General features: G+C 61.5%; 22 protein-coding genes. 12 read left to right on the top strand and 10 right to left on the bottom strand.

The window, feature by feature from the left end; genetic code table 11:
* Window positions 1–15: 15 nt before the first annotated feature.
* Genes lptC through kdsD form a run of 3 tightly spaced genes read right to left on the bottom strand, consistent with a single transcriptional unit; the run spans window position 16 to window position 2164 of the window.
* The gene (gene lptC, locus KHO23_RS00895) at window positions 16–624 is read right to left on the bottom strand and encodes an LPS export ABC transporter periplasmic protein LptC (protein ID WP_211608708.1); all 609 of its coding nucleotides are present in this window, start codon (window positions 622–624) and stop codon (window positions 16–18) included.
* Window positions 621–1181 (bottom strand): KdsC family phosphatase, encoded by a 561-nt coding sequence (locus tag KHO23_RS00900; protein ID WP_211608709.1) that lies wholly within the window; start codon window positions 1179–1181, stop codon window positions 621–623. The genes lptC and KHO23_RS00900 overlap by 4 nt, the downstream gene beginning before the upstream one ends.
* Window positions 1181–2164: an arabinose 5-phosphate isomerase KdsD gene (gene kdsD / locus KHO23_RS00905; protein ID WP_211608710.1), complete on the bottom strand. Its 984-nt coding sequence runs from the start codon at window positions 2162–2164 to the stop codon at window positions 1181–1183. The genes KHO23_RS00900 and kdsD overlap by 1 nt, the downstream gene beginning before the upstream one ends.
* Before the next feature lie 161 nt (window positions 2165–2325).
* On the opposite strand from kdsD, the gene KHO23_RS00910 reads away from it, so the two are divergent.
* The 5 genes from KHO23_RS00910 to purU all read left to right on the top strand — a co-directional run bounded on the left by KHO23_RS00910 (window position 2326) and on the right by purU (window position 7597).
* A complete protein-coding gene (locus KHO23_RS00910) occupies window positions 2326–4329 on the top strand; it encodes a monovalent cation:proton antiporter family protein (protein ID WP_211609805.1) in 2004 nt (667 codons plus the stop codon).
* Window positions 4330–4457: 128 nt separating this feature from the next.
* Window positions 4458–5024 carry an adenine phosphoribosyltransferase gene (locus tag KHO23_RS00915; RefSeq protein WP_211608711.1) on the top strand — a complete coding sequence of 189 codons (567 nt, stop codon included), beginning with the start codon at window positions 4458–4460 and terminating at the stop codon, window positions 5022–5024.
* A gap of 45 nt (window positions 5025–5069) precedes the next feature.
* Window positions 5070–5684: a LysE family translocator gene (locus tag KHO23_RS00920; RefSeq protein ID WP_211608712.1), complete on the top strand. Its 615-nt coding sequence runs from the start codon at window positions 5070–5072 to the stop codon at window positions 5682–5684.
* Between the two features lie 72 nt (window positions 5685–5756).
* Window positions 5757–6605: an NUDIX hydrolase gene (locus tag KHO23_RS00925; protein ID WP_211608713.1), complete on the top strand. Its 849-nt coding sequence runs from the start codon at window positions 5757–5759 to the stop codon at window positions 6603–6605.
* A gap of 122 nt (window positions 6606–6727) precedes the next feature.
* A complete protein-coding gene (gene purU, locus KHO23_RS00930; protein WP_211608714.1) occupies window positions 6728–7597 on the top strand; it encodes a formyltetrahydrofolate deformylase in 870 nt (289 codons plus the stop codon).
* Window positions 7598–7760: 163 nt separating this feature from the next.
* Here the strand turns inward: purU and KHO23_RS00935 are convergent, their stop codons facing one another.
* The 3 genes from KHO23_RS00935 to uvrA all read right to left on the bottom strand — a co-directional run bounded on the left by KHO23_RS00935 (window position 7761) and on the right by uvrA (window position 13237).
* Window positions 7761–9014 (bottom strand): PepSY-associated TM helix domain-containing protein, encoded by a 1254-nt coding sequence (locus KHO23_RS00935; protein WP_211608715.1) that lies wholly within the window; start codon window positions 9012–9014, stop codon window positions 7761–7763.
* Between the two features lie 229 nt (window positions 9015–9243).
* Window positions 9244–10329 (bottom strand): AI-2E family transporter, encoded by a 1086-nt coding sequence (locus tag KHO23_RS00940; protein ID WP_211608716.1) that lies wholly within the window; start codon window positions 10327–10329, stop codon window positions 9244–9246.
* Between the two features lie 34 nt (window positions 10330–10363).
* Window positions 10364–13237 carry an excinuclease ABC subunit UvrA gene (gene uvrA, locus KHO23_RS00945; protein WP_211608717.1) on the bottom strand — a complete coding sequence of 958 codons (2874 nt, stop codon included), beginning with the start codon at window positions 13235–13237 and terminating at the stop codon, window positions 10364–10366.
* A 283-nt stretch (window positions 13238–13520) separates the two neighbouring features.
* Between uvrA and KHO23_RS00950 the strand changes: the two genes are divergently transcribed.
* From KHO23_RS00950 to KHO23_RS00975, 7 genes are all read left to right on the top strand, one after another.
* Window positions 13521–14708 carry an MFS transporter gene (locus tag KHO23_RS00950; RefSeq protein WP_211608718.1) on the top strand — a complete coding sequence of 396 codons (1188 nt, stop codon included), beginning with the start codon at window positions 13521–13523 and terminating at the stop codon, window positions 14706–14708.
* Between the two features lie 123 nt (window positions 14709–14831).
* A complete protein-coding gene (locus tag KHO23_RS00955; protein ID WP_211608719.1) occupies window positions 14832–15377 on the top strand; it encodes a single-stranded DNA-binding protein in 546 nt (181 codons plus the stop codon).
* A gap of 863 nt (window positions 15378–16240) precedes the next feature.
* The gene (locus KHO23_RS00960; protein ID WP_211608720.1) at window positions 16241–16591 is read left to right on the top strand and encodes a mercuric transporter MerT family protein; all 351 of its coding nucleotides are present in this window, start codon (window positions 16241–16243) and stop codon (window positions 16589–16591) included.
* Window positions 16592–16600: 9 nt separating this feature from the next.
* Window positions 16601–16888 (top strand): mercury resistance system periplasmic binding protein MerP, encoded by a 288-nt coding sequence (merP, locus tag KHO23_RS00965; protein WP_211608721.1) that lies wholly within the window; start codon window positions 16601–16603, stop codon window positions 16886–16888.
* Window positions 16888–17103, top strand: a complete 216-nt coding sequence (locus KHO23_RS34930) for a GDCCVxC domain-containing (seleno)protein (RefSeq protein WP_236066714.1) — start codon at window positions 16888–16890, stop codon at window positions 17101–17103. The genes merP and KHO23_RS34930 overlap by 1 nt, the downstream gene beginning before the upstream one ends.
* A 166-nt stretch (window positions 17104–17269) precedes the next feature.
* Window positions 17270–17896, top strand: coding sequence for a class I SAM-dependent methyltransferase (locus KHO23_RS00970; RefSeq protein ID WP_211608722.1), 627 nt, complete (start codon window positions 17270–17272; stop codon window positions 17894–17896).
* Window positions 17897–18178: 282 nt separating this feature from the next.
* Complete coding sequence (locus tag KHO23_RS00975) at window positions 18179–18517, top strand: hypothetical protein (protein ID WP_211608723.1); 339 nt, start codon at window positions 18179–18181, stop codon at window positions 18515–18517.
* A gap of 36 nt (window positions 18518–18553) precedes the next feature.
* Here KHO23_RS00975 and KHO23_RS00980 read toward each other — a convergent pair whose 3' ends face one another.
* The 4 genes from KHO23_RS00980 to KHO23_RS00995 all read right to left on the bottom strand — a co-directional run bounded on the left by KHO23_RS00980 (window position 18554) and on the right by KHO23_RS00995 (window position 23637).
* Window positions 18554–19651 (bottom strand): hybrid sensor histidine kinase/response regulator, encoded by a 1098-nt coding sequence (locus KHO23_RS00980; protein ID WP_268963869.1) that lies wholly within the window; start codon window positions 19649–19651, stop codon window positions 18554–18556.
* A 299-nt stretch (window positions 19652–19950) separates the two neighbouring features.
* Window positions 19951–21375: a sigma-54 dependent transcriptional regulator gene (locus tag KHO23_RS00985; protein WP_211608725.1), complete on the bottom strand. Its 1425-nt coding sequence runs from the start codon at window positions 21373–21375 to the stop codon at window positions 19951–19953.
* Window positions 21376–21648: 273 nt separating this feature from the next.
* Window positions 21649–22611 carry a type II secretion system F family protein gene (locus KHO23_RS00990; RefSeq protein ID WP_211608726.1) on the bottom strand — a complete coding sequence of 321 codons (963 nt, stop codon included), beginning with the start codon at window positions 22609–22611 and terminating at the stop codon, window positions 21649–21651.
* A gap of 48 nt (window positions 22612–22659) precedes the next feature.
* Window positions 22660–23637 carry a type II secretion system F family protein gene (locus KHO23_RS00995; RefSeq protein ID WP_211608727.1) on the bottom strand — a complete coding sequence of 326 codons (978 nt, stop codon included), beginning with the start codon at window positions 23635–23637 and terminating at the stop codon, window positions 22660–22662.
* Window positions 23638–23675 lie beyond the last annotated feature (38 nt).

A 23675-nucleotide genomic window follows, 5' to 3' on the forward strand; every position in this document is an offset into this window, starting at 1 on the left:
CACGCCTGGAATGGATTACCCGGGTTGCTTGGGCGAGCTGGCGGAGCCTTCGGACGCGGCAATCGCGCCCTTCACATTGCCGAACAGCTGCATCACCCGGGTGACGTTGTTGTAATTCATGCCGCTGGCAGTCATCACAGACATGCCGCGCTGAAGTTTAACCGGCTTTTCGGTCTCGATCACATCGTCGTTGACCAGCACCCTAAAATGCTGCGAATCCGCTTGCATCTGCGGATCGCCGTTGCCGGCGGCCCGCAGGATGCGCGCATTGTCATACAGATCGACGATCGAGGCGTCGGCGTTCACCTTGCCGGTGTCGCCGGTCGCGGTGACGATCGGCTTGCCGGGCTGGAAGGCTCGCATGGCCGGCTTGACCAGGTCGCTCAGCTCGTCGTCCTCGTAATGGATCAGCGACTGGGCGGTCAGACGGTATTGCGTCGAGCCCGATTGATCGAGTTCGGAAACCGAGAAGTTGTCTGCGAAGTAGTCTGGCGTGTGCTCTTTGGGACGCACCACACTTTCGTTCTGGCGCGGCAGCGTGGCTTGCAGCAGCCACCATGTAATGCCGGCGAGCGCCGCCATCGCGACGAGCGGAATCAGCGAGGTCCAGCGAAACTGATTCATCCGACGAGGCCTCGCTGTTCGCCGCTACAGGCTGCCGCGAGCAGTGCGTCATATTTGTGCTGCGCGCGCAGCAGGGTATCGCAGACTTCACGCGCCGCACCGTGGCCGCCGCGCGCCTCGCTGACCCAATGGGCGCGCGCGATCACTTCAGGATGCGAGTTGGCCGGCGCCGCCGCGAAGCCGACCTTCAGCATGACGCCGAGGTCGACCCAGTCGTCGCCCATATAGCCGCATTCTTCCGCCGTCATGCCGGTTTGCTTGAGCAGGTCGGCAAACGCCTGGGGTTTGTCTTGCACGCCCTGATAGACGTGGGTGATATTCATTTCCTTCGCCCGCGCCGCGACGATGCCCGACTGGCGCCCGGTGATGATCGCCGTTTCGATGCCGGCCTGGCGCAGCAGCTTCATGCCGTGGCCGTCCATCGAGTGGAATGCCTTCATCGTGTCGCCTTCCGCCGTAAACAGCAGGCCGCCGTCGGTCAGCACGCCGTCGACGTCGAAAATCATCAGCTTCACGCGGCTTGCGCGTTCAGTGGCGGTAAGGGGGGCGACGGGCATCAGATCACCTTCTTCGAGAACAGGTCGTGCATGTTGAGTGCGCCGATCAGCTTGCCTGCTTCGTCGACGACCAGCATCTGATTGATGCGGTAACGCTCCATCAGTTCCACGGCTTCGACAGCAAGGTGATCCGGGCCGATGGTACGCGGGCCGGCGGTCATGACCGAGGCAATCGACAGTTCGCGGAAATCGCCGTCGCGTTCGAGCACGCGGCGCAAGTCGCCGTCGGTGAAGATGCCGGTTACATGGTCGTTATGATCGACGATCGCCGTCATGCCCATGCGCTTGGCGGTCAACTGGAACAGCGCGTCGCGCACGGTTGCATCGGGCGTCACCTTCGGCACCTGGTCGCCGGTGCGCATCACGTCGCGCACATATGTGAGCAGGCGCCGGCCCAGCGCGCCGCCCGGATGCGAGCGGGCGAAGTCGTCCCGGCCAAAGCCTCGTGCGTCCAGCACCGCGACCGCGAGCGCATCGCCGAGTGCCAGCGCGGCGGTGGTGCTGGCGGTCGGCGCAAGATTCATCGGACAGGCTTCTTTCGATACGCCGGAATTCAGGTGCACGTCGGCCAGTTGTGCGAGACTCGACGACGGACGGCCTGTCATTGCAATCAGCTTCGCGCCGATTCGCTTGATGAGCGGCAGGATCGCCACGAGTTCTTCAGTTTCGCCGGAATTGGACAGCGCGAGGAACACGTCGTCTGCCGTGACCATGCCGAGGTCGCCGTGGCTGGCTTCCGCCGGGTGAACGAAGAACGCCGGTGTACCGGTGCTGGCGAGCGTGGCCGCGAGCTTGCGGGCCACATGGCCGGATTTGCCGATGCCGGAAACGACGACGCGCCCGCGGCAACCCAGGATGAAGTCGACCGCCCCGATGAAGCCATCGTCGAGTTGATCGCGAAGCGCGCGCACGGCGTCCGCTTCGATGTCGAGCACGTCGCGAGCGAGCGCGAGTGCCCGGTCGCCATTGATTTTCGCTATCATTCGCGGAGTATAGCAAAGGCGCTTGTTCGCCGCGCCGGGCCTGCTGTGCCAAGCCGCTGCCTTTATTGCTGTCTTTAACGGCCCCACAACCTTGTCGCACGGCGGTTTGCGTGCGCGGTTCCGCTGACGAACGAGGGCGCTTTACCGATGCGTTTTTGCCGATGATTTCCCCGCTCGAAATGACGCTGTTCCTGCTGCTGGCATCAGTGGCGGGCGTGGTGATCTTTCGCTTTCTGAATCTTCCACCGATGCTCGGCTATCTGACGGTCGGCATCGTGGTCGGGCCGCACGCGCTCGGTTTGATTCCCGACTCGGTGGGCGCGCAGAACCTCGCCGAATTCGGTGTCGTGTTCCTGATGTTTTCCATCGGGCTGGAGTTTTCGCTTTCCAAGCTGCGCTCAATGCGCCGGCTGGTGTTCGGCCTCGGCCTGCTTCAGGTGATCGGCACGATTGCCGTGGCGGTCTCGCTCGGTTTCGTGCTGGAGCGCTGGGTGCATATCACGTGGCAGGCGAGCGTGGCGCTGGGCGGCGCGCTCGCGATGTCGTCAACGGCGATCGTGAGCAAGATGCTGGCCGAGCGGCTCGAGATCGAAACGGAGCACGGCCGCAATATCTTCGGCGTGCTGCTGTTCCAGGATCTGGCGGTGGTGCCGCTGTTGATCGTCATCGCGGCACTGGGCGGCGATTCGAAAGATCTCGTCAGCGCGCTCGGGCTGGCGGCCATCAAGATTGTCGTGGCGTTGGCGCTATTGTTAATAGTTGGGCAGCGCTTCATGACGCGCTGGTTCAACGTGGTTGCTCGCCGCCGCTCGCAGGAACTGTTCATTCTCAATCTGCTGCTGGTGACGCTCGGCGCGGCGTTCATCACGGACAAGTTCGGCTTGTCTCTCGCGCTCGGCGCGTTCATTGCCGGTATGTTGATCGCCGAGACGCCTTACCGGCATCAGGTGGAAGAGGACATCAAGCCATTTCGCGACGTGCTGCTGGGGCTCTTCTTCGTCACGACCGGCATGCTGCTGAATCCGCGTGTGATCTGGGAACACCCGTTCATCGTGCTGGGTTTCCTGGTCGGTCCGATCTTGCTGAAGGCGGTGATGGTGACGGGGCTCTCGCGCCTGTTCGGTGCCTCACCGGGCGTCGCGATGCGCACCGGTATCGGGCTCGCGCAAGCCGGCGAGTTCGGCTTCGTGCTGCTGAATCTGATTCTCGACAAACATCTCGTCGACGCCACTCTGCTGCAGGCGATTCTCGCGGCGATGCTGCTGTCCATGCTGGCCGCGCCGTTCCTGATCCAGAACGCGGACCGCATCGTCCTGCGGCTGTCCTCGACGGAATGGATGATGCAGTCCTTGCAGATGACGCGGATCGCGACGCAGAGCCTGAAGCAGAGCGGTCACGTGATCATTTGCGGTTACGGCCGCGCCGGGCAGAATCTGGCGCGCATGCTGGAACACGAGGGGTTGTCGTACGTCGCTTTGGACCTGGATCCCGATCGCGTGCAGGCCGCGGCTGCGGGGGGCGAGTCCGTGGTGTTCGGCGACGCGGGGCGGCGCGAATCGCTGCTTGCGGCCGGTATCCATCGCGCCGCGGCGATCGCGATTACCTACGCGAACACGCCGTCGGCATTGCGCGTGTTACACAATATTCACGAGCTTGAGCCCACGCTGCCGGTAATCGTTCGTACGGTGGATGACGCCGATCTGGAAAAGCTGCTGGCCGCCGGCGCGACCGAGGTGATTCCTGAGATCGTCGAAGGCAGCCTGATGCTGGCTTCGCATACGCTGGTGCTGATGGGCGTGCCGATGCGGCGCGTGGTGCGGCGAGTCGAGGAAATGCGTGACGAGCGTTATGCGCTGTTGCGCGGCTATTTCCATGGCGCGGACGACGTGGAAGACGACGACGGCCACGAACAGGTGCGGCTACAATCGGTGCCGGTCGACGAAAATTCGGACGCGGTGGGTCGAACGCTGGCGGAACTGGGGCTGTTCGAGCTGGGCGTCGAGGTAACGGCAATTCGCCGGCACGGCATTCGTGGCGTCGAGCCGGACCCGTCCACCAAGCTGCGCGCGAGCGATATCGTGGTGTTGCGCGGTTTGCCCGAACAGTTGGCCGAAGCCGAGGAGCGGCTCTCGAAGCATCGCCGCGCGGGCGCGGCTGCGGCCTAACGAGTACGGTCGGCCTGGCATGCTTTCACCGGGTCGGCGCTGGCGGCCGCACCTGAGCCGGCCGCACCTGGCCGGCCGCACCTGATTTAGCCTTTCATCGGACCCGTCGAGGTCCATCCGGAGACATCATGTCCAACGCGCTCGCGAGCGCGCCGCTCGATGCGGCCAACTACATCAAAAGTCATATCCGCACTGTGCCCGATTGGCCGCAGCCGGGCGTGCAGTTTCGCGACATCACGCCGCTCCTGCAGGAGCCGAAGTCGCTGCGCGTACTGATCGACCTGTTCGTCCAGCGCTATATCGACGCGAAGCTCGACTACGTCGCCGGGCTGGATGCGCGTGGCTTTATCTTCGGGCCGATTCTGGCTTACGAGCTGAACCTCGGCTTCATTCCGATCCGCAAGCAGGGCAAGCTGCCGTACAAGCGGGTCGCGCAATCCTACGAGCTCGAATACGGCACCGCGACCGTCGAGATTCACGAGGACGCCTGCAAGCCGGGCGACCGTGTCGTGATCATCGACGATCTGATCGCCACCGGCGGCACGATGATGGCCGGCAAGATTCTGCTGGAGCGGCTCGGCGCGGTGGTGGTCGAAGGTGCGGCGATTATCGATCTGCCCGAACTCGGCGGCTCGGCCTTGCTGCGTAAAGGCGGCCTGCCGCTCTATACCGTGACTGAATTCGGCGGCCATTGATCGCGAAACGCGAACTTCTTCCTGCACTCAAAGAAGGTAAGAAAGATGCCCAACTTCCTGTTGTTCCTCGCAACCTCGATCGCCATCACGATGGCGCCCGGCCCCGACAATCTGCAAGTGCTCGCGCGCGGCATCTCGCAAGGCCGCGCGGCGGGTCTCGTCGCCGCGCTCGGTTTTGCGGCCGGCATCACGTTCCATACGACCCTGGCCGCGCTTGGCGTGGCCGCGTTACTGCGTTCGTCGCCGGTCGCGTTTGAAGTCATCAAGCTGGCCGGCGCCGCGTATCTGGTCTGGATCGGCATCAAGGCGCTGCGCAGCCAGGGCCTCGCCACCGCGCACGAGCGCGCGCCGCAACCGTTGAAGGCGGTGTTCCGTCAGAGCGTGCTCGGCAATCTGCTGAATCCGAAGGTGACGCTCTTCTTTGTCGTGTTCCTGCCGCAGTTCGTGCAGCCGCACGGCACGCAAAGCGTCACGGTGCAGATGCTGGAACTCGGCGTGTTGTTCATGTTGCAGACCGTGGTGGTGTTTTCGCTGTTCGGCGTATGCGCGGGAATGATCGGTGGCTGGCTGAAGCGCCGGCCGCGCGTGGGTGTGTGGCTCGACCGGCTCGCTGGCGCGACTTTCATCGCGATCGGGATTCGCGTCGCCTTGCGCGATTGAAAGAGAGACCGTTTAAGCGACTGGGCGAACGTCGGCAACGGGGCGCGCCAGAAGACCAGTTTGGAGCTTTGAATGACTTTGCCTTGCATCACCGCCGCGCGCCGCTTTGATAGCCACGCGCATCTGCCGTTCTGGATCGACGCCGAGCAGGTCGGCTGGGTTCGCTCGAGCGATGTGCCGTTGCTCGCGCGCTGGCCCGATGTGTTTGAAATCGACGCCACGCGCATGACGCTCGCGCCTGCGTTCAACACCGCAGATTTGCGCAGTGCCGCGCTCGGTTCCGTAATCGGTGCGCTTGCCGCCGAGGGCCGTATTCCCGGCTGGCGCAATGAGACTTACGCGATCCGCAATGGGTTCGATGCGCCGCCGCTCGCGTACATCGAACGCGCGGCGTCGCGCTTCTTCGGCACGATGACCTACGCGGTGCATCTGAACGGCGTCGTAGAATACGCGGATGGCGCCCCGCAACTATGGATCGCGCGCCGCAGCGACACCAAGGCGACCGACCCGGGCATGCTCGACAATGTCGTGGCAGGCGGGATCGGCTGGGGCTTCGGCATCGAGGCGACGATCATCAAGGAGTGTTGGGAAGAAGCCGGCATTCCCGAGGAGATTGCCGCGCGCGCCACGGCTGGCCGCACCGCGCATGTGCTGCAATCGTTGCCGGAAGGCACACAGGCCGAACAGATTTTCATCTACGACCTCGCGCTGCCGGCCGATTTCGCGCCGCGTAACCAGGACGGGGAAGTGGGCGAACACCGGCTTGCGCGCATCGACGAAGCGGCGCGCTGGATCGAAGAAGGCGCGATGACGGTGGACGCGAGCCTCGCGACGCTGGATTGCCTGCTGCGCCGGCGCTGGATCGACGAAGACGCGTGTCCGGGCATCGAGACATTGTTTGCACCGCCGGCGCCTGGATAGGCACCTGAGTAAGCACCTGCCAGGCGCTGCTGCGACGAGCACGCCGGGTCACACCGTAGCACGCTGCATCAAGCAGGACGCACCGAACAAATCACGCACAAAAGAAGGGAGTCACCCAGGTCATGTCGACCGATCACAGCTTTATTCTCAAACTGTCGTGCGCCGACCGGCCCGGCATCGTCCACGCGGTTTCGGGCTTTCTGTTCGAGCGTGGCAGCAATATTCTCGACTCCGCACAGTTCGGCGACAGCCGCACCGGCGAGTTCTTTATGCGCGTGCATTTCCAGCAGGTGGGCGGCGATCCGGGCCTGAACCTGTTGCGTACGTCGTTCGCGACGCTCGCTGAGCAGTTCGGCATGCGTTGGGAATTGCATGATGCTTCGGTGAAACCGCGCGTCGTCATCATGGTGTCGAAGATCGGCCATTGCCTGAACGACCTGTTGTTCCGCTACCGCACCGGTCAACTGGGTATCGAGATTCCGGCGATCATCTCGAACCACAAGGAGTTCTATCAGCTCGCGGCCAGCTATGACATTCCGTTTCATCACTTCCCGCTGATGGGCGCCACGCCGGATGCCAAGGCCGCGCAGGAAGCACGCGTGCTCGAAGTGATCAACGAGCATCAAGCCGATCTGGTGGTGCTCGCCCGCTACATGCAGATTCTGTCGCCGCAGCTGTGCGAATCGCTCGCCGGCCGCGCGATCAATATTCACCATTCGTTCCTGCCGAGCTTCAAGGGCGCGAAGCCGTATTACCAGGCGTTCGACCGTGGCGTGAAACTGATCGGCGCGACCGCGCATTACGTGACAACGGATCTCGACGAAGGTCCGATCATCGAGCAGGAAGTGGAGCGGGTCGATCACAGCATGACGCCGGAGCAGCTGACGGCGATCGGCCGTGACGTCGAATGCGTGACGCTCGCGCGTGCGGTGAAGTGGCACGTCGAGCATCGCGTCGTGTTGAACGGCAGCAAGACCGTGGTGTTTCGTTAAGCGTTGTTGATGCACTTTGCAGTGGGGGCGGCCAACCATGGCCGCATGACCCTGCTGCAAGCGTTCAAAGGGGGCTGTTCGGCGCGCTCTTCTTTCAGGGCAGCGCGAGCCGCCGCAAGTGCGGGCCGAATGAGTCCGGTGCGTGCTCGTCAGGTTCGTCAGGTCAGGAGCGTATCGCGGAGCCGCCCTCATCCCGCGTGTCGTGTGCAACTCGTGCGAGTCGTGCGAGTTGTGCGTTTTGCGCCGAACGGCCGCGCGCATTCAGTTTTCTCAGCCAGATCAGCAGTCCCGTTGCGCTGAGCACGGCGACCGCAATCCCCACCGCGCTAATCAGAATCCGGCCGCCGAGACCCAGGATGCGTCCCGAGTGCAGCGGGAATTGCACCTGCATGAAGATGTCGCCCGCCGTGCCCTTGCCGGGAATTTGCGCGCCGAGTAGTTTGCCGGTTGCCGCGTCCCAATACATCCACGGATTGCCGAGGCCGATGTCGCCGTGATCATTGCCGGTTGCGTAGAAGCCGACGCCGTAGGCGTGCAGGTATTCAGCGTAGTAAAGACCGCCCGGCGGCACCTTCAGGTTCTGCGCTTGACCGGCTTGTTCTGCGAGTTGCACCACACGCTCGCGACTCAGCAACGGGTCGCCGGGCTGCGGCGCGCGCAGGATTTCGGGGTTGTTGACCGGATTCGGCGTGAGCGTCGAGAACAGCGACACGATTGGCCGAACGACCGGTGCCGACAGATTCATCGACACCGACGTCAGCGCGACGATCGCCAGCAAGCCCCAGATCCACACGCCGCCTGAGCGGTGCAGATCGAAGGTGAGCGCATAGCCGCCGCGCCCGAGGCGAAACGCGAACGACTTGCGCCATGCCTTGAAGCTCGGAAACGACAGCCATAGCGCGATCACACTATCGAACAGCCACACGATCCCGACCATGCCCATCAGCCACGTGCCGATGTCGACACCGCCGGTGAATGGCAATTGCAGCGTGTAGTGCAGCTTGTAGATGAACGGAACCAGATTGAGCCGCGCGAGCGACACGGCGCCCCATTCGCGCCGCGCCTGGATATTGCCGGTGGCGGGATCGACGGCAATCTGATTGAAGCCGAGCGGGTAGGGCTGCTGCGTGGCGGGGTTGGTGCGCGGCAGCACCATCATCTGCAACGTGTGGCCGGGTTCAGCGGCGAGCGGCAAATACGTTACCTGCAGGCGCGGATCGGCCGCTTCGACGCGACGTGCCAACTCGAGCCCCGATAGCGCCGGGCCGGCGGTGCGCACTTTGAAGAACGACGGGTTCAGCGCCGCATCGAGTTCGTGGTCCCACGCGATGATCGCGCCAGTCAGGCCGGCGACGAACAGAAACAGCGCAATGGCGATACCGAACCAGCGGTGCAGGCGGACGAGCTGCCGCCTCATAAGCGAGCCGGCGAATTGGAAAACGAGGGGAAACGGCGGGTCACGGTGTCGCGTTGTAAATGGGAATTGTTCTCATCTTATGCGAATCGTGTGGCCTGCTGCAAGTTTTCAGTAAGCGCTGGGCGCCGCGCGGATCTGGCCTTCTGAAGACGGCGCAGGTAAAAAAAGCGGCACCGAAGCGCCGCTATTCACCGCATCCGCTAAGCCCGCATCGCAGACGGGTTCGCGCTCACACCAGCCGCAGATAAATCAATTCCCGCTTGATATACGCATAGAAAATCGGCGCCGCGACCACGCCGGGGAGACCGAACGCGGCTTCCATTACAAGCATCGCGATCAACAGTTCCCAGGCGCGCGCCTCAATCTGACCACCGACGATACGCGCGTTCAGGAAGTACTCCAGCTTGTGAATCACGATCAGGAATATCAACGACATGACCGCCGCCGGAAAGCTCACCGAGAGCGCCACCGCGACGATGATCGTGTTCGAGATCAGATTGCCGATCACCGGCAGCAAGCCGACGATAAACGTCACCAGCACCAGCGTTTTGGAGAGTGGCAGCGTGTCGTGAAAGATCGGCAGGATTACCAGCAGGAAGATGCCGGTGAAGAACGCGTTGATCGCGGAAATCTTGACCTGAGCGAATACGATGCGGCGGAAGGCGTCGGCGAAACGGGTCACGCGCGTGACGAACGCCGTGGACAGCGGCAGCCGTTGCATATGCTTCTGTGCCCCGACCGCGATGATCGCGCCGATGATCATGCCGATCAGGATATGCGTGAAGCCGCGTGCGGCGCTCTTGCCGCTTTGCTGCAACATGTTCGCGTGCGTCTGCATCAACTCGGCTGCCTTCGTCTTCATCTGCTCGGTATCGACTGGCAGAGTGTTGGCGATAAATTGCGGAATCCGGCCGCGCGCCTGGTCGATCAACTGCATCGCCTGGTCGAGCAGCATCTGGACGCTCGGCACGTCGTTTTCAAAATGCTCGATAATGCCAAGCGTGAGGCCTGTCAGCGCACCCACAATGACGGTCGACAGGATAACCACCGCGAGCCAGCGCGCGCGCTGGCTCGACATGTGCCGTTCGATGCGCGGCGCGATGGTGTGCACGAGTTGAAACACCAGCAGCCCGGCCAGCAAGGCGCCGAGCAGCTTCAGTTCGATGACCGCCCACATGCCGATCAGCATCAGCACGTAACTGCCGATTTCGACCGCCGATAGCTTCGGCAGGCTCATGTCGCTCGTCAGCCTGACCGGGCGTGGGCGTAGGTCCTGCACTTGCCCGTCGTCGCTCGCCTGATTCCGCTTGGCCATGGCTTATTCCGTCTCCAACCCGTGTTGTACAGCGTTACTTTCTACTGGCAATGCGTTTCAGCAGCGGCGCCAGATACTTACCGGTAAAACTTGCCTTTGACTTGGCAACCTGCTCCGGCGTGCCTTGCGCGATGATCTGACCGCCACCGGCTCCACCCTCGGGGCCGAGATCGATGACCCAGTCGGCGGTCTTTATTACATCGAGATTATGCTCGATGATCACGACGGTATTACCCTGGTCTCGCAAACGATGAATCACTTCCAGCAGCAACGCTATGTCGTGAAAGTGCAGACCGGTGGTCGGCTCGTCCAGGATGTATAGCGTGCGACCGGTGTCACGCTTGCTCAGTTCCAAAGATAGTTTGACGCGCTGCGCCTCGCCGCCCGACAGGGTGGTGGCAGACTGACCCAGCCGGATATAGCCTAGACCCACGTCCAGCAAAGTTTTCAGCTTGCGCGCCACGACCGGCACCGGCTTGAAGAACTCATAGGCGCTCTCCACCGTCATGTCGAGCACTTCGCTGATGTTCTTGCCTTTGTATTGCACGTCGAGCGTTTCGCGGTTGTAGCGCTTGCTGTGGCAAACGTCGCAAGGCACGTACACGTCCGGCAAAAAGTGCATTTCCACCTTCAGCACGCCGTCGCCCTGGCAGGATTCGCAGCGGCCGCCCTTTACGTTGAACGAGAAGCGGCCCGCTTCGTAGCCGCGTTCCTTCGCCGCCGGCACACCCGCGAACAGTTCGCGGATCGGCGTGAACAGTCCCGTGTACGTGGCCGGATTCGAACGCGGCGTGCGGCCGATCGGCGACTGGTCGACGTTGATGACTTTGTCGAAATGCTCCAGTCCTTCGATCGATTCGTACGGCGCCGGCTCGGTGGACGAGCCATACAGGTGATGCGCGACCGCGTGATACAGCGTGTCGTTGATCAGCGTGGACTTGCCCGACCCGGACACGCCGGTCACACAGGTCAGCAGGCCGACCGGCAGATCGAGCGACACGTGCTGCAGATTGTTGCCGTATGCCTCGACGATACGCAGACGGCGCTCGTCCGGTTCCTTGCGTTCGTCCGGGTATTCGATGTTGCGGGTGCCGGACATGTACTGCCCGGTCATCGATGCCGCGTTCGCCTCCACCTGCTTGGGCGTGCCTTCGGCGATCACCATGCCGCCGTGTTCGCCCGCGCCCGGCCCCATGTCGACCACGTAGTCGGCCATGCGGATCATGTCTTCATCGTGTTCGACGACGATCACCGAGTTGCCGAGATCGCGCAGATGCTTGAGCGTGGCGATCAGCCGGTCGTTGTCGCGCTGATGCAGGCCGATCGACGGCTCGTCGAGGACGTACATGACGCCGGTCAAACCGGAGCCGATCTGCGAGGCGAGTCGAATGCGTTGCGCCTCGCCGCCCGACAGCGTTTCCGCACTGCGTTCGAGAGACAGGTAGTCGAGCCCGACGTTATTCAGGAACATCAGCCGCGCGACGATCTCCTTGACCACCTTGTCGGCGATCTCGCGCTTCGAGCCTTCGAGCCGCAGCGTCTGGAAATAGCCGAGCGCGTCGCGCAACGGCCAGCCGCTGATTTCGAAGATGCCGCGCGCGTCGCCGTCCGCGCCGATCCGCACGAAGCGCGCTTCACGTCGCAGCCGTGTGCCGGCACAGGCTGGGCAGGGCTGGTTGTTCTGATACTTGGCGAGCTCTTCGCGCACCGCGACCGAATCGGTCTCGCGGTAACGGCGCTCCAGATTCGGGATGATCCCTTCGAACACATGCTCGCGCACGGAGGTGCGACCGCGTTCGTTGATGTACGAGAACGGGATTTCCTGCTTACCCGAACCGAACAGCAGGATCTTGCGGACTTTCTCCGGCAGGTCTTCGACGGCCGTGTCGATGTCGAATTCGTAGAAGGCCGCGAGACTTTGCAGCATCTGGAAGTAGAACTGGTTGCGCCGGTCCCAGCCTTTCACCGCGCCCGCCGCGAGCGACAGCGATGGATGCGCGACCACCCGCTTCGGATCGAAGAAAGTGATCTGGCCGAGGCCGTCGCACTCCGGGCACGCGCCCATCGGGTTGTTGAACGAAAAGAGGCGCGGCTCCAGTTCCTGCAGCGAATACGAGCAGATCGGGCAGGCGAACTTCGAGCTGAACAGGTGCTCCTTGTCCGTGTCCATTTCCAGCGCGATCGCGCGACCGTCAGCGAGACGCAGTGCCGTTTCGAATGATTCAGCGAGACGCTGCTTCATATCGCCGCGCACTTTCAGACGGTCGACGACGACGTCGATCGTGTGCTTGTCGTTCTTCTTGAGTTTCGGCAGCGAGTCGACTTCATAGATCTTCGCGACGCCTTCGTTGGCCGTGCCGCCGCCCGAACGGACCCGAAAACGGATGAAGCCCTGCGCCTGCATCTCTTCGAACAGTTCGACGTGCTCGCCTTTGCGGTTCGCCACCACCGGCGCGAGGATCATCAGCCTGGTTTCTTCCGGCAGGGCGAGCGCCGCGTCGACCATCTGCGAGACGCTTTGCGCTTCCAGCGGAATTTCGTGGTCCGGACAATACGGCGTGCCGACCCGCGCGAACAGCAGGCGCAGATAGTCGTGAATTTCGGTGACGGTGCCGACCGTGGAACGCGGATTGTGCGAAGTCGCCTTCTGTTCGATCGAGATCGCCGGTGACAGGCCTTCGATCAGATCGACGTCCGGCTTCTCCATCAATTGCAGGAATTGGCGGGCATAAGCGGAGAGACTTTCGACGTAGCGCCGCTGTCCTTCCGCATAGAGCGTATCGAACGCGAGCGACGATTTACCCGAGCCGGACAGGCCCGTAATCACGACGAGCTTGTGACGGGGGAGGTCGAGATTGACGTTCTTCAGGTTGTGGGTGCGAGCCCCACGGATACGGATTTGTTCCACGCGTTATTCCAAGACTTGGCCCATGACCTGGCGGAAAGAGGAAGAGGCTAAACCTGCTACTATAACGACTTTTCAAGACCGCCGTTACGGCTTCCTGACAGCCCGAAGAAGGCACAAGGCAAGCTGTAAGGCAGCGGCCGAACGCTGCGGGAAAGAGGTTTAACTGGGGCCATCTTCCGCGAGTACAAGGCGCCGCGAGACGCCAGACGAGCGTGTAGCAAGGCTGCCGGCTCGAATGGCTCGCCGCTTGCCTGCCGCCCCGCTCATTCAAAGAACGCTCCCGATGTCCAATCCGTCCGCTACATCCTCACGCATGAGCGCGCCTGAAATGCGCGCGACCGTGTCGCTCGCCGCCATCTTCGCGCTGCGCATGCTCGGTCTCTTCATGATCATGCCGGTGTTCTCGATCTACGCGAAGACCATCCCGGGCGGCGACAACGTGCTGCTGGTGGGTATCGCGCTCGGCGCGTACGGCGTGACGCAGTCGATGCTGTACATCTTCTACGGCTGGATTTCCGACAAAATCGGCCGCAAACCGGTCATTGCGACCGGTCTCCTGATCTTCGCGCTCGGCAGCTTCGTCGCGGCGGGCGCGCACGACATGACGTGGATCATCGTCGGCCGGGTGATTCAGGGCATGGGCGCGGTGTCGTCCGCGGTGATCGCGTTTATCGCCGACCTCACCTCCGAGGAGCATCGCACCAAGGCGATGGCGATGGTCGGCGGCAGCATCGGCATTTCGTTCGCGGTGGCGATCGTCGGTGCGCCGATTGTGTTCCAGTGGGTCGGCATGAGCGGCTTGTTCACGCTGGTCGGCATTTTCTCGATTCTGGCGGTCGGCCTCGTGCTGTGGGTCGTGCCCGATGCGCCCAAGCCCGTGCATGTGCGCGCGCCGTTCGCCGAGGTGCTGCATAACGTCGAACTGCTGCGCCTGAACTTTGGCGTGCTCGTGCTGCATGCCACGCAAACCGCATTGTTCCTCGTCGTGCCGCGCATTCTCGAAGCGGGCGGCCTGCCGGTCGCGTCGCACTGGAAGGTGTATTTGCCGGTGATGGGCCTCTCGTTCGTGATGATGGTCCCGGCGATCATTGCCGCGGAAAAACGCGGGAAAATGAAAATCGTGCTGCTGTCGGCGATCGGTCTTATCCTGATCGGACAGTTGTTGTTGGGCGTCGCACCGCATACGATTCTGAGTGTGGCGGCGATCCTTTTTGTCTACTTTCTCGGCTTCAATATTCTTGAAGCGTCGCAGCCTTCGCTGGTGTCGAAACTGGCGCCGGGAACCCGTAAGGGCGCGGCAGCCGGCGTGTACAACACCACCCAGTCGATCGGTCTTGCGCTGGGCGGCGTGGTCGGCGGCTTGCTGCTGAAAGCGGACGGTCAGAGCGCCGTTTTCTTTACTTGTTCGGGGCTTGTTTTGTGCTGGCTTATAATCGCCGCACAGATGAAACAGCCGCCGCGCAAGGCGTAAAAAGGCTCACTCAGAACTCACCTGGCGGCGGGCTGAGGCGCAGTTCCGGTCTCCGGCCCGCTGGCTTGAGACGCGAATCGTGCATTGCCGCGCCGCCCGCAACGGAATCAACAGGAGAAACTCATGGCATCCGTGAACAAGGTCATTCTCGTCGGCAATCTCGGAGCCGATCCGGAAGTCCGTTATCTTCCGAGCGGCGACGCAGTGGCGAACATCCGCCTTGCTACGACGGACCGGTACAAGGACAAGGCGTCCGGCGAAATGAAGGAAGCAACCGAATGGCACCGCGTGTCGTTCTTCGGCCGGCTTGCAGAAATCGTGTCCGAGTATCTGAAGAAAGGCTCGTCGGTGTACCTGGAAGGGCGCATCCGTACCCGCAAGTGGCAGGCTCAGGACGGCACCGACCGTTACTCGACCGAAATCGTCGCCGAGCAGATGCAAATGCTGGGTGGCCGTGGCGGCTCGATGGGCGGCGGTGGCGACGAAGGCGGTTACAGCCGCGGTGAGCCGTCGGAGCGTAGCGGCGGCGGCGGTGGCGGTGGTGGCGGCCGTGCGGTTTCGGGCGGCGGCGCTTCGCGTGGCGGCAGCGGTGGCGGCGGCGGTTCGAGCCGTCCGAGCGCGCCGGCCGGCGGCGGCTTTGATGAGATGGACGACGATATTCCGTTCTGAGGGTCGAGTGAGCAGAAGTCCGCAAGTTCCAGCGGGCGGATTCTGACGCAGGAGACTGATTCAGAATGATTTTCCGGGCGAGGGCGAGACGCAAGTTTCCTCTCGCCTTCTCATTTCTATAGGCGCACGAACGCCCCGTCGAAACAAAACAGTTTCATTCGGTGACTCGCGCTGTCGGCACCGCGCCGGCATGCCCATCGTCGTTTTCCTCGGTTGTCCCTGTCAGTGTCCGTCCGCGTTCGCGATTCATCCCGCACACGCATCCCTGGGCGCTTTTTGAGGCGCTCATATTCCTGCCCGTATCAGCCACATGTCGTGGCGCTTCGCGCCCAATGAGGCGCGGCTGCGATTCCGAATCTTGCATCCTCGCCCACCCTGAAAAAGCGCCTATCGGGGCTAATCATCACGGGACAGACAGAAAAATCTTTCTTTGTACCAAGACGAGTGCAGTCTCGCTATCTGCCGATAAGCGTCACGCCCGAATCCGCCTGATCAAGCGTACGGCGCCACCTAAAACTTCTCTACCCAAGGCCGCAGTTCGACCTCCCATGTCCACGCACTGCGGTGCTGACGATGAATATGGAGATACTCCTGTGCTATCGCATCGGAACGAAATCTTTGAGCAGACCGGCAACATGGTGGCGGTCAATGACGTTACCGGCACGCGTCACGCTAACGCGCTCACTGGGTTATTTCACTGTCGTTCATGAGCGTGTCGATGAGTGGGCACGACACCTTGCCTTTCGACGTTGACCTCCGCCGCTTCAGCCGACTGCCCGATGGTCATTTCCTGCATGGTGCACTTGACTCCGTACCTAGGTACGCACCTAGACTAGACTCAACCAGTCCGAAAAGGAAGTGCCATGCGACCTCGTTGGGCCACCACGGGCTCCCTGCTCGCGGGAGCTACTGCCGCATTTGGGGCGTCCGCATGCTGCGCGGGTCCCTTGCTCCTTGTCGTGCTGGGAGTCGGGGGCACCTGGGGCTCGCGCCTGACCGCATTGCATCCGTTGCAACCCCTATTTGTCGCCCTATCCATCGCCTTTTTCGCGGTCGCTTTCCGCAGGCTCTACGCCAGGTCGGAAGAATGTGCGGTGGGCCAAGCCTGCGCGGTGCCTTCGGTGCGAAATCGTCAACGCGTCATTTTCTGGGTCGTGGTGCCGGCCGCGCTCGCACTGATGTCGTTCCCCCTGTATGCGCCGCTCTTCTATTGAGTACCTGCCATGAAGAAACTGATTGCTGTGCTTGTCGCGACTGCGCTGACCGCATCCACGGCTCTCGCCGAGGGGCTTCGCACGGCCACCCTTGACGTCACGAACATGGATTGCGCTGTGTGCCCGATTACCGTTCGCAAAGCACTTGAGAAAGTGCCCGGGGTGACATCGGCAAAAGTCGATTTCGCAAGCAAACGCGCGGAGGTCGTATTTGACCCGAAGAAGGCTTCGGTCGACGCGTTGACGAACGCGACGACTGATGCGGGCTATCCGTCTCACGTAAAGCAGGTGCAATGATGACTGCGGTCGTGCTGGATTCGTGCATCACGTGCCCGGCGTGCGGGCACAGGAAAGTAGAGACGATGCCCACCGACGCCTGTGTGTGGTTTTACGAATGCGAGCATTGCAAGACAGTATTCAGACCGAAATCCGGCGATTGCTGCGTGTACTGCTCGTACGGCACCAGCAAGTGCCCACCGATGCAGCAGTCCGGCTCGTGCTGCGCTGGTTAAACCCGATGCGTCGTAGCCTATCTTCATGGCCCGAACAGAATCAGCGCGCCCTTCCGAAAGCTGGCGCTCCGACAGGTAGCAACCCCGCGCGACGGGCAGTTTGAACAATCACGAAACGCCAGTACCTCATTTACCGTAACCAAACGGGACAGCACGAGAGAAAATCGTGAAATCGGAAGCTCACTGGGAAACGGTTTATCAAACGAAGCAGCCGACCGAGGTCAGCTGGTATCGACCCCACCTGGAGTTGTCACTTCAACTCATCGAAGAAGCTGCCCCCAATCGTGACGCCCGCGTCATCGATGTCGGCGGCGGCGAGTCTACGTTGGTCGATGACCTGTTGGCGCACGGTTATCAAAAACCGTCAGTTCTTGATATTTCCTCGACGGCGTTGTCCGTGGCAAGAGAGCGTCTTGGAAGCAAATCGGCAGACGTAGACTGGTTGTGTCGTGATGTGACGACGTTTCCTTTCGTACAGCACGAATATGACGTGTGGCACGACAGAGCTGTCTTTCATTTCCTGACTGATGCCAATGAGCGTGCGAGGTACGTGCGCCAGGTCGCGAACGCCGTTAGGCCCGGCGGCCACGTCATCGTTGCAACCTTTGGTCCTGACGGCCCAACCAGGTGCAGTGGTCTCGAAGTTGTCCGCTATGACCCCGATGCTCTACACGATGAATTCGGCGCCCGCTTTGAACTCGTGAAACATCTAACGGAGATTCATCAGACGCCGGCGGGTTCAATTCAACAGTTTACGTACTGCTACTGCGTGAGCTCAAGCGGGCCTGAGTAGCGCGCGAAGCGCGCGGCGCAGGCGCCGTTATCCCAAACAATCGAAGCCTCTCCTTGTGGTACCGACGGTTGCGAGTCGCCGTGATCCAGCGTGCTCGCCAACAATGACCCTCTGATGAAGCTCAGGGCGGAGGAAGTTACGCTATCGGCGCACGTGTGCGAAGCTGTTTCTCGTTGGACGTTCCAATATGTCCCGCATTCGAACATGGGCGGTTATAGTTAAGCCAGCGGCGCCCGAGGGCGAGCTTTCTGTTCAGGACCGACAGATTTGACGGGGGGAAATATGACTACTGATTCTGGTTTGGCTTACGACCCGCAGGGACCGATGCCTGGGTCGTTGGTGACGCTGCTCGAATATCTCGAACTCTCGCTCGATGAGGGGGAGTGCGTCGTCATGATGCGCCACGGTACAGACGTCTGTGCTGTCTACATCGGCAACCCGGCGGACGAGGACAACGAGCTGACGGGTCATGGAACCATTGCGGCGGGCGTGGCTGACGAGATACTCGAGCTGACGCAGGCTGGTATAAACCGGATAACGGTCGGCGACCAGACCTACCGGTTTGTCCGAAGCTTCACGCACATCGCCGACGTTGGAGCAGTGATATTTACTCCGACGTAGGGCTGCAGAGGTCTTGGCCAATATGCTCACACGGCCCTACGGGCACAACACGACATCCGCGAGGTCGTCCAGCGACAGTGGTTTGGTAAGATAAAAGTCGAATACCCGTTCGTCCGTCTGAAGTCTGCTGGCGTCATGGGTATAGCCCGTCACAGCCACCAGCTTCGTCAGGGAACACTGCGCGCGTTGCCTGAGGAGTCGCGCCAGCTCAAGGCCATTCATGCCGGGCATGCTGATATCAATCAGGGCAACATCGGGAGTGAACGACTCCACTATCGATAGCGCTTCAGGCCCGCTCTGCGCTCGTCTCACTTCGTGGCCTTCCAGTTCCAGCAAAGTGCCCAGTGCTTCCGTGGTGTCGGCGTTGTCGTCCACCAGAAGGATGCGAACCGGTGCCACCCTGAGCATCGTGGCCACGGCGGGCTCTTTCGTACCCTCGCAGACAATCGGCAATCGCACGGTAACTTCCGTACCCTGACCTTCGCCTGCGCTCGCGATGGTGACGGTGCCGTTGTGTGCGCCCACCAGATTCTTCACGACTGCCAGTCCGATTCCAAGCCCCCCTTCCGCGCGCTTTCGTGCTGAAGGTGACTGGGCGAACATATCAAAGACGTGGGGCAGCATGGAAGCTGAAATGCCCGTGCCGTTGTCCGTCACCGTGATGACAGCGCTGCGAGGCGAAGCGTTGTGCATCGACTCAATGCTGACATCCGGTGCTTCGACCACCAGGGCGATGTCGCCGTCGGGCGGCGTGTATTTGAAAGCGTTCGACAATAGATTCGCCACGACCTGAGTGAGGCGGGCGGGGTCAGCATGAACGCGGACGGGATATGTCGGAACCGTGACGCGCAGTCGGTGCTGACCGTTGCTAAGGTCGGCCTTCACCGCAGCCACCGCGTCGGCCACGATGTCCTGCAGCAACCCATACGATGGACGGACTGAAAGTTTGCCGTGCCTTATCCGCGACGCGTCGAGCAGGTCGCTGACCAGTCGCTTCAGTAGTCGCGTCTGCCGTGCCGCGATATCCAGCGCAGACAGGACGGCGGGGTGTCCGGTGGAGAGTTTCCGCGCTGCAGTCAGTGCGCTATCAATGGGCGCAATGGGATTGCGCAGTTCGTGGCCGAGCATTGCAATGAAGTCGTCCTTGCGCGCCTAATGCTTCGTTACCGATCAATTCAAGAGTGTGTGGATAACTCCCCCTTCAAGCTCCCTCCGCACCCCCTGACGCCAGAGAGAGATACCGACAAAAAACGTAAACAACTGCTGCCCAAAGGCCAACTTTGTTTGCGAAATTTTTGCGATGAATCCACAAGAGCAATGCAAGTATTGAATCCCTACCTAGTTGACACAGGATTGGTGAGCAGAACCGTTCGGACCTGTTGTAACCAGAAACCGTAAACATCAACCCCGCCTTTATGCGGGGTTTTCCTTTATCAAATGGAAGCTTCCCCGCCCAGTTCAGCATCCGAATCGTCCAAAGTAGCGCCCCCCGCAACCCGCATTCCATATGCTTTCATGATCCGGTATAGCGTGACGCGCGAGATACCGAGGGCCGTCGCGGTTTCTCCCAGCCGGTAATCGTGGCGTAGCAAGGCGGTTTCGATTGCACTGCGCTCGGCCTTTTCGCGGACACGGTCGAGCGTCGTCGTCTCTCTGGACGTCTGCGATTCGAGGTCGAGATCGTAGGCCGTCAGCAGCCTGCCTTCGGCCATGACTAGCGCATGGCGCACGCGATTGATCAACTCGCGCACGTTCCCTGGCCAGTGGTAGTTGCACATGGCGTCGATGGCCGATGGCGCGAAACCGTGAATCTTGTGGGTGCTGTCGGTCTTGTACTTCTGCAGAACATAGTGCGCGAGGATTTCGATATCCTTGCCGCGTGCGCTCAGCGGCGGTTCGTCGACGCGCAGCACGCACAGGCGATGGAACAGGTCGGTCCGGAAGCGTCCTGCGTCGATCGCGGCTTCGAGGTCGACGTGGGTCGCTGAAATGATGCGTATGTCGACGGAAATCGACTCGTTGCCACCGAGCCGTTCAATTTTGCCTTCCTGCAGAAAGCGCAGCAGGCCCGCCTGGGCTTCGGGCGGCATGTCGCCGATTTCATCGAGAAACAGGGTGCCACCGTTCGCCGATTCGATGCGGCCGATCCTGCGCTCGTCCGCGCCTGTGAACGCGCCACGTTCGTAGCCAAACAGTTCAGACTGCATAAGATGATGCGGAATCGCGCCGCAATTGATCGCCACGAAAGGCGCTTTTTGGCGAGGCGAGCGCTTGTGAATCGCGAGGGCGGTGAGCTCCTTTCCGGTACCCGATTCGCCGAAGATGAACACGCTGGCGTTCGTATTGGCCACTTTGCGGATAGTGCTGAAAAGCTGCTGCATGGGTTCGCTGGTGCCTACCATCGCGCTGCCATCCGCGAGCGGGGTATCGGTGGCCGTATCGACGTAGTCCAAGGCGGCCATGCCTCGCGCGTGCCCGAGCGCGTGCGAGATCCAGCCGGGCGCCAGCGGCAGCGTGATGTAGTCGAAACAATAGTTGCGAATCAGTTCGCGCACTGCCTTGCTTGCCGATTGGCTTTCAGCCGTGATTGCCACCCAGCCGATCGCAGTCTGGCTCAGACAGGCCTTGAGGGCAGGAAAGTCGCGCGGCGTGAAACTGTCGAAATCGATGAGACCCGCGGCGACGCCTGATTTCCTCGTTGCCGCCTCGGCGCCGGCGGCGGTTTTCGCCACGACAACTTCCCAGCCGGCCGAGCGTATTTCCGCGAGGAGCGCCTCGTCCGGGGCGCGAGCCACGCAGATGACACGGCGCTGGGTGTCCGGCTGGGGCGGGGGCGCGGATAGAGTTGAGCAGGCCATCACGCAGGAGCTCGTCGGAAAACGGTCAGGTGATTTTGGCACGATATTTCCCCTTTCCTTCTTTCTTACTTCACTGCCCGCCCGAAAATCGGCGCCGCAACGTCGTCCGACAGGTCGATGCTACTCGCTGCGAACGCCGCAAAAAAAGAATCTTGATGCTGCCGCAACGAGGTACGCAAAGCTTCTATACAGGGTTAACGTCCCGATTCACCAGCGGATAAATGTGTGTTTATACCTAGGTTGCCCTGGCAGTCCAACCCGTTCGACCACCTGCTAGCCGCCGCTCAAAGTGGGGAGGAGAGTCCTGTAGATATGGATAAATGCCGGCCCCAGCAGGACGGTAAGAAGGGCAGGAAAGATACAGAAAATGAGCGGAAACAGCAGTTTCAGCGCGATCTTCGACGCCTGTTCTTCGGCGCGCGTCCGGCGGCGTGAGCGCAGCATGTCCGACAGCACGCGCAACGAGGCGCCGATGCTGGTGCCGAAGCGTTCGGCCTGAACCAGCATTGCGCAAAAGGAATCGACATCTTCAACACCGGTGCGCAGGGCAAGATTGCGTAACGCCTTCTCCTTGGCAAATCCGGAGCGCATTTCGAGCAGCATCAGTTGAAATTCGCTGGCGACCACCGGGCTGCGCAGTTCGATTTCTCCCGCCACTTTCATCAACGCCGCGTCGAGGCTGAGGCCCGCTTCGACACACACCGTTAGCAGGTCGAGCGCGTCGGGAAAATCTTCGAAAATTGCGCGTTTGCGCCATGCAATGCGGCGCGTCAGCACGAAATTCGGCAGGTAGTAGCCGATCGCGCCGAGCAGGGCGAGCAAGGACACCAACAGGTACTGCTGCGTCGCGAGCGAGCTATTGGCCAGCCACGTCAGTGCAGTCAGCGGCAGCGCGAGCGCGAGCAAGGTTTTCGCGGCGAAATAGAGCGCGGCGGCCCCCTGCGTGCGCCAACCCGCATTCATCATTTGCACGCGCAGTGCCGAGTTTTCCCAGCCCTCAGCCGGGATCGACAGTTTCGAAATCGGCTGCGAAATCTCGGCGAGCTTTTCGAGCCATGCTGAGCCTGTCGGCATGCTGCCGGGGTCGGACATGGGGAGGCTGGTCCCGCCTGCCTGTTCGATACGCCGTCGCATATCGCGCGGCGAGAATAGCAACATTGCGGCGAGTACCGCGCCGAACACCACGGCGAAAAGGCCGACCAGCAACAGCATATGCATCGAGTCGAGCGTTTGCATGACAGCTCCTTAATATCCTGATCTGCGGCGCGTGTGCGAAAAGTGCAGTCAGACGCGAATCTTCACGATGCGCCGCATCCACAGCACGCCGCATAACATAGAGAACACCACCGTCTCGATGACCTTGATGCCGGCCGGGTCCTGCCACAGCACTTCAAGGAAAGTGGGGTTAAGGACCATCATGAGCCCCGCAGTGACAAACGGCAGCAGGCCAAGTATCCACGCCGACAACTTGCCCTCGGCCGACAGCACGCGGATCTTGTCGAACAGCTTCATGCGTTCGCGGATCAGCGTTGCAATGCTGTCCAGTATCTCCGCGAGATTGCCGCCCGTCTCACGCTGAATGAGGACGGCGATCACGAAGTAACGCAGATCACGGATCGGTACGCGCGTCGCGAGATTCATCAAGGCCTCGTTCAGTGAGACACCGTAGTTGATTTCGTCGAAGGTGATGCGGAATTCACCCCCCATGGGCTCGGCGAACTCGGTGCCGACCATGCCGATTGCGCTAGAGAACGCATGTCCTGCTCGCAACGCGCGGCTAATCATATCGGCAACGTCAGGCAACTGGCGTTCAAGTTGGCGCAGTCGCTGCCTACGCCGCCGGCTCACATGGAGGAACGGCAGCACCGATGCGGACAAGGCGCCGAGTGCGGCGAACATCGTCGGTACGGGCGTGAGTGTGGCCACGGCGAGCACGGTTGCAGGCAGAACGAAGGTCGTACCGATCAACCTCGCAATCGACCACTTGAGCCCGGATTGCTGGATCCACAGGTCGAGCGTCTGGATGCGAGGCAGTCGCATCAGCAGCTTGTCGAGCAGTGCCGACTCGCTCAGCATGCGCTGCTTCAGGATCGTCAAGCGTTCCTTATGAACCTGGCCGCCGGCGGACAATGCCCGGATACGCGATTCAATCCTGCGGGCGGCCGGACCGTGACGATTGTTCCACCACTGATAACCGCCCTCGAGTGCGAGCACGACAGCGAGGAACAGCAAGATGGCGAATGCATAAAAGATCGGGGTCATGCGTGTCTCCTGAGACCGCAACGAGTCAGTCAGCGGAT

Origin of the sequence: Paraburkholderia haematera (assembly GCF_905220975.1) — a bacterium.
Classification (GTDB): domain Bacteria; phylum Pseudomonadota; class Gammaproteobacteria; order Burkholderiales; family Burkholderiaceae; genus Paraburkholderia; species Paraburkholderia haematera.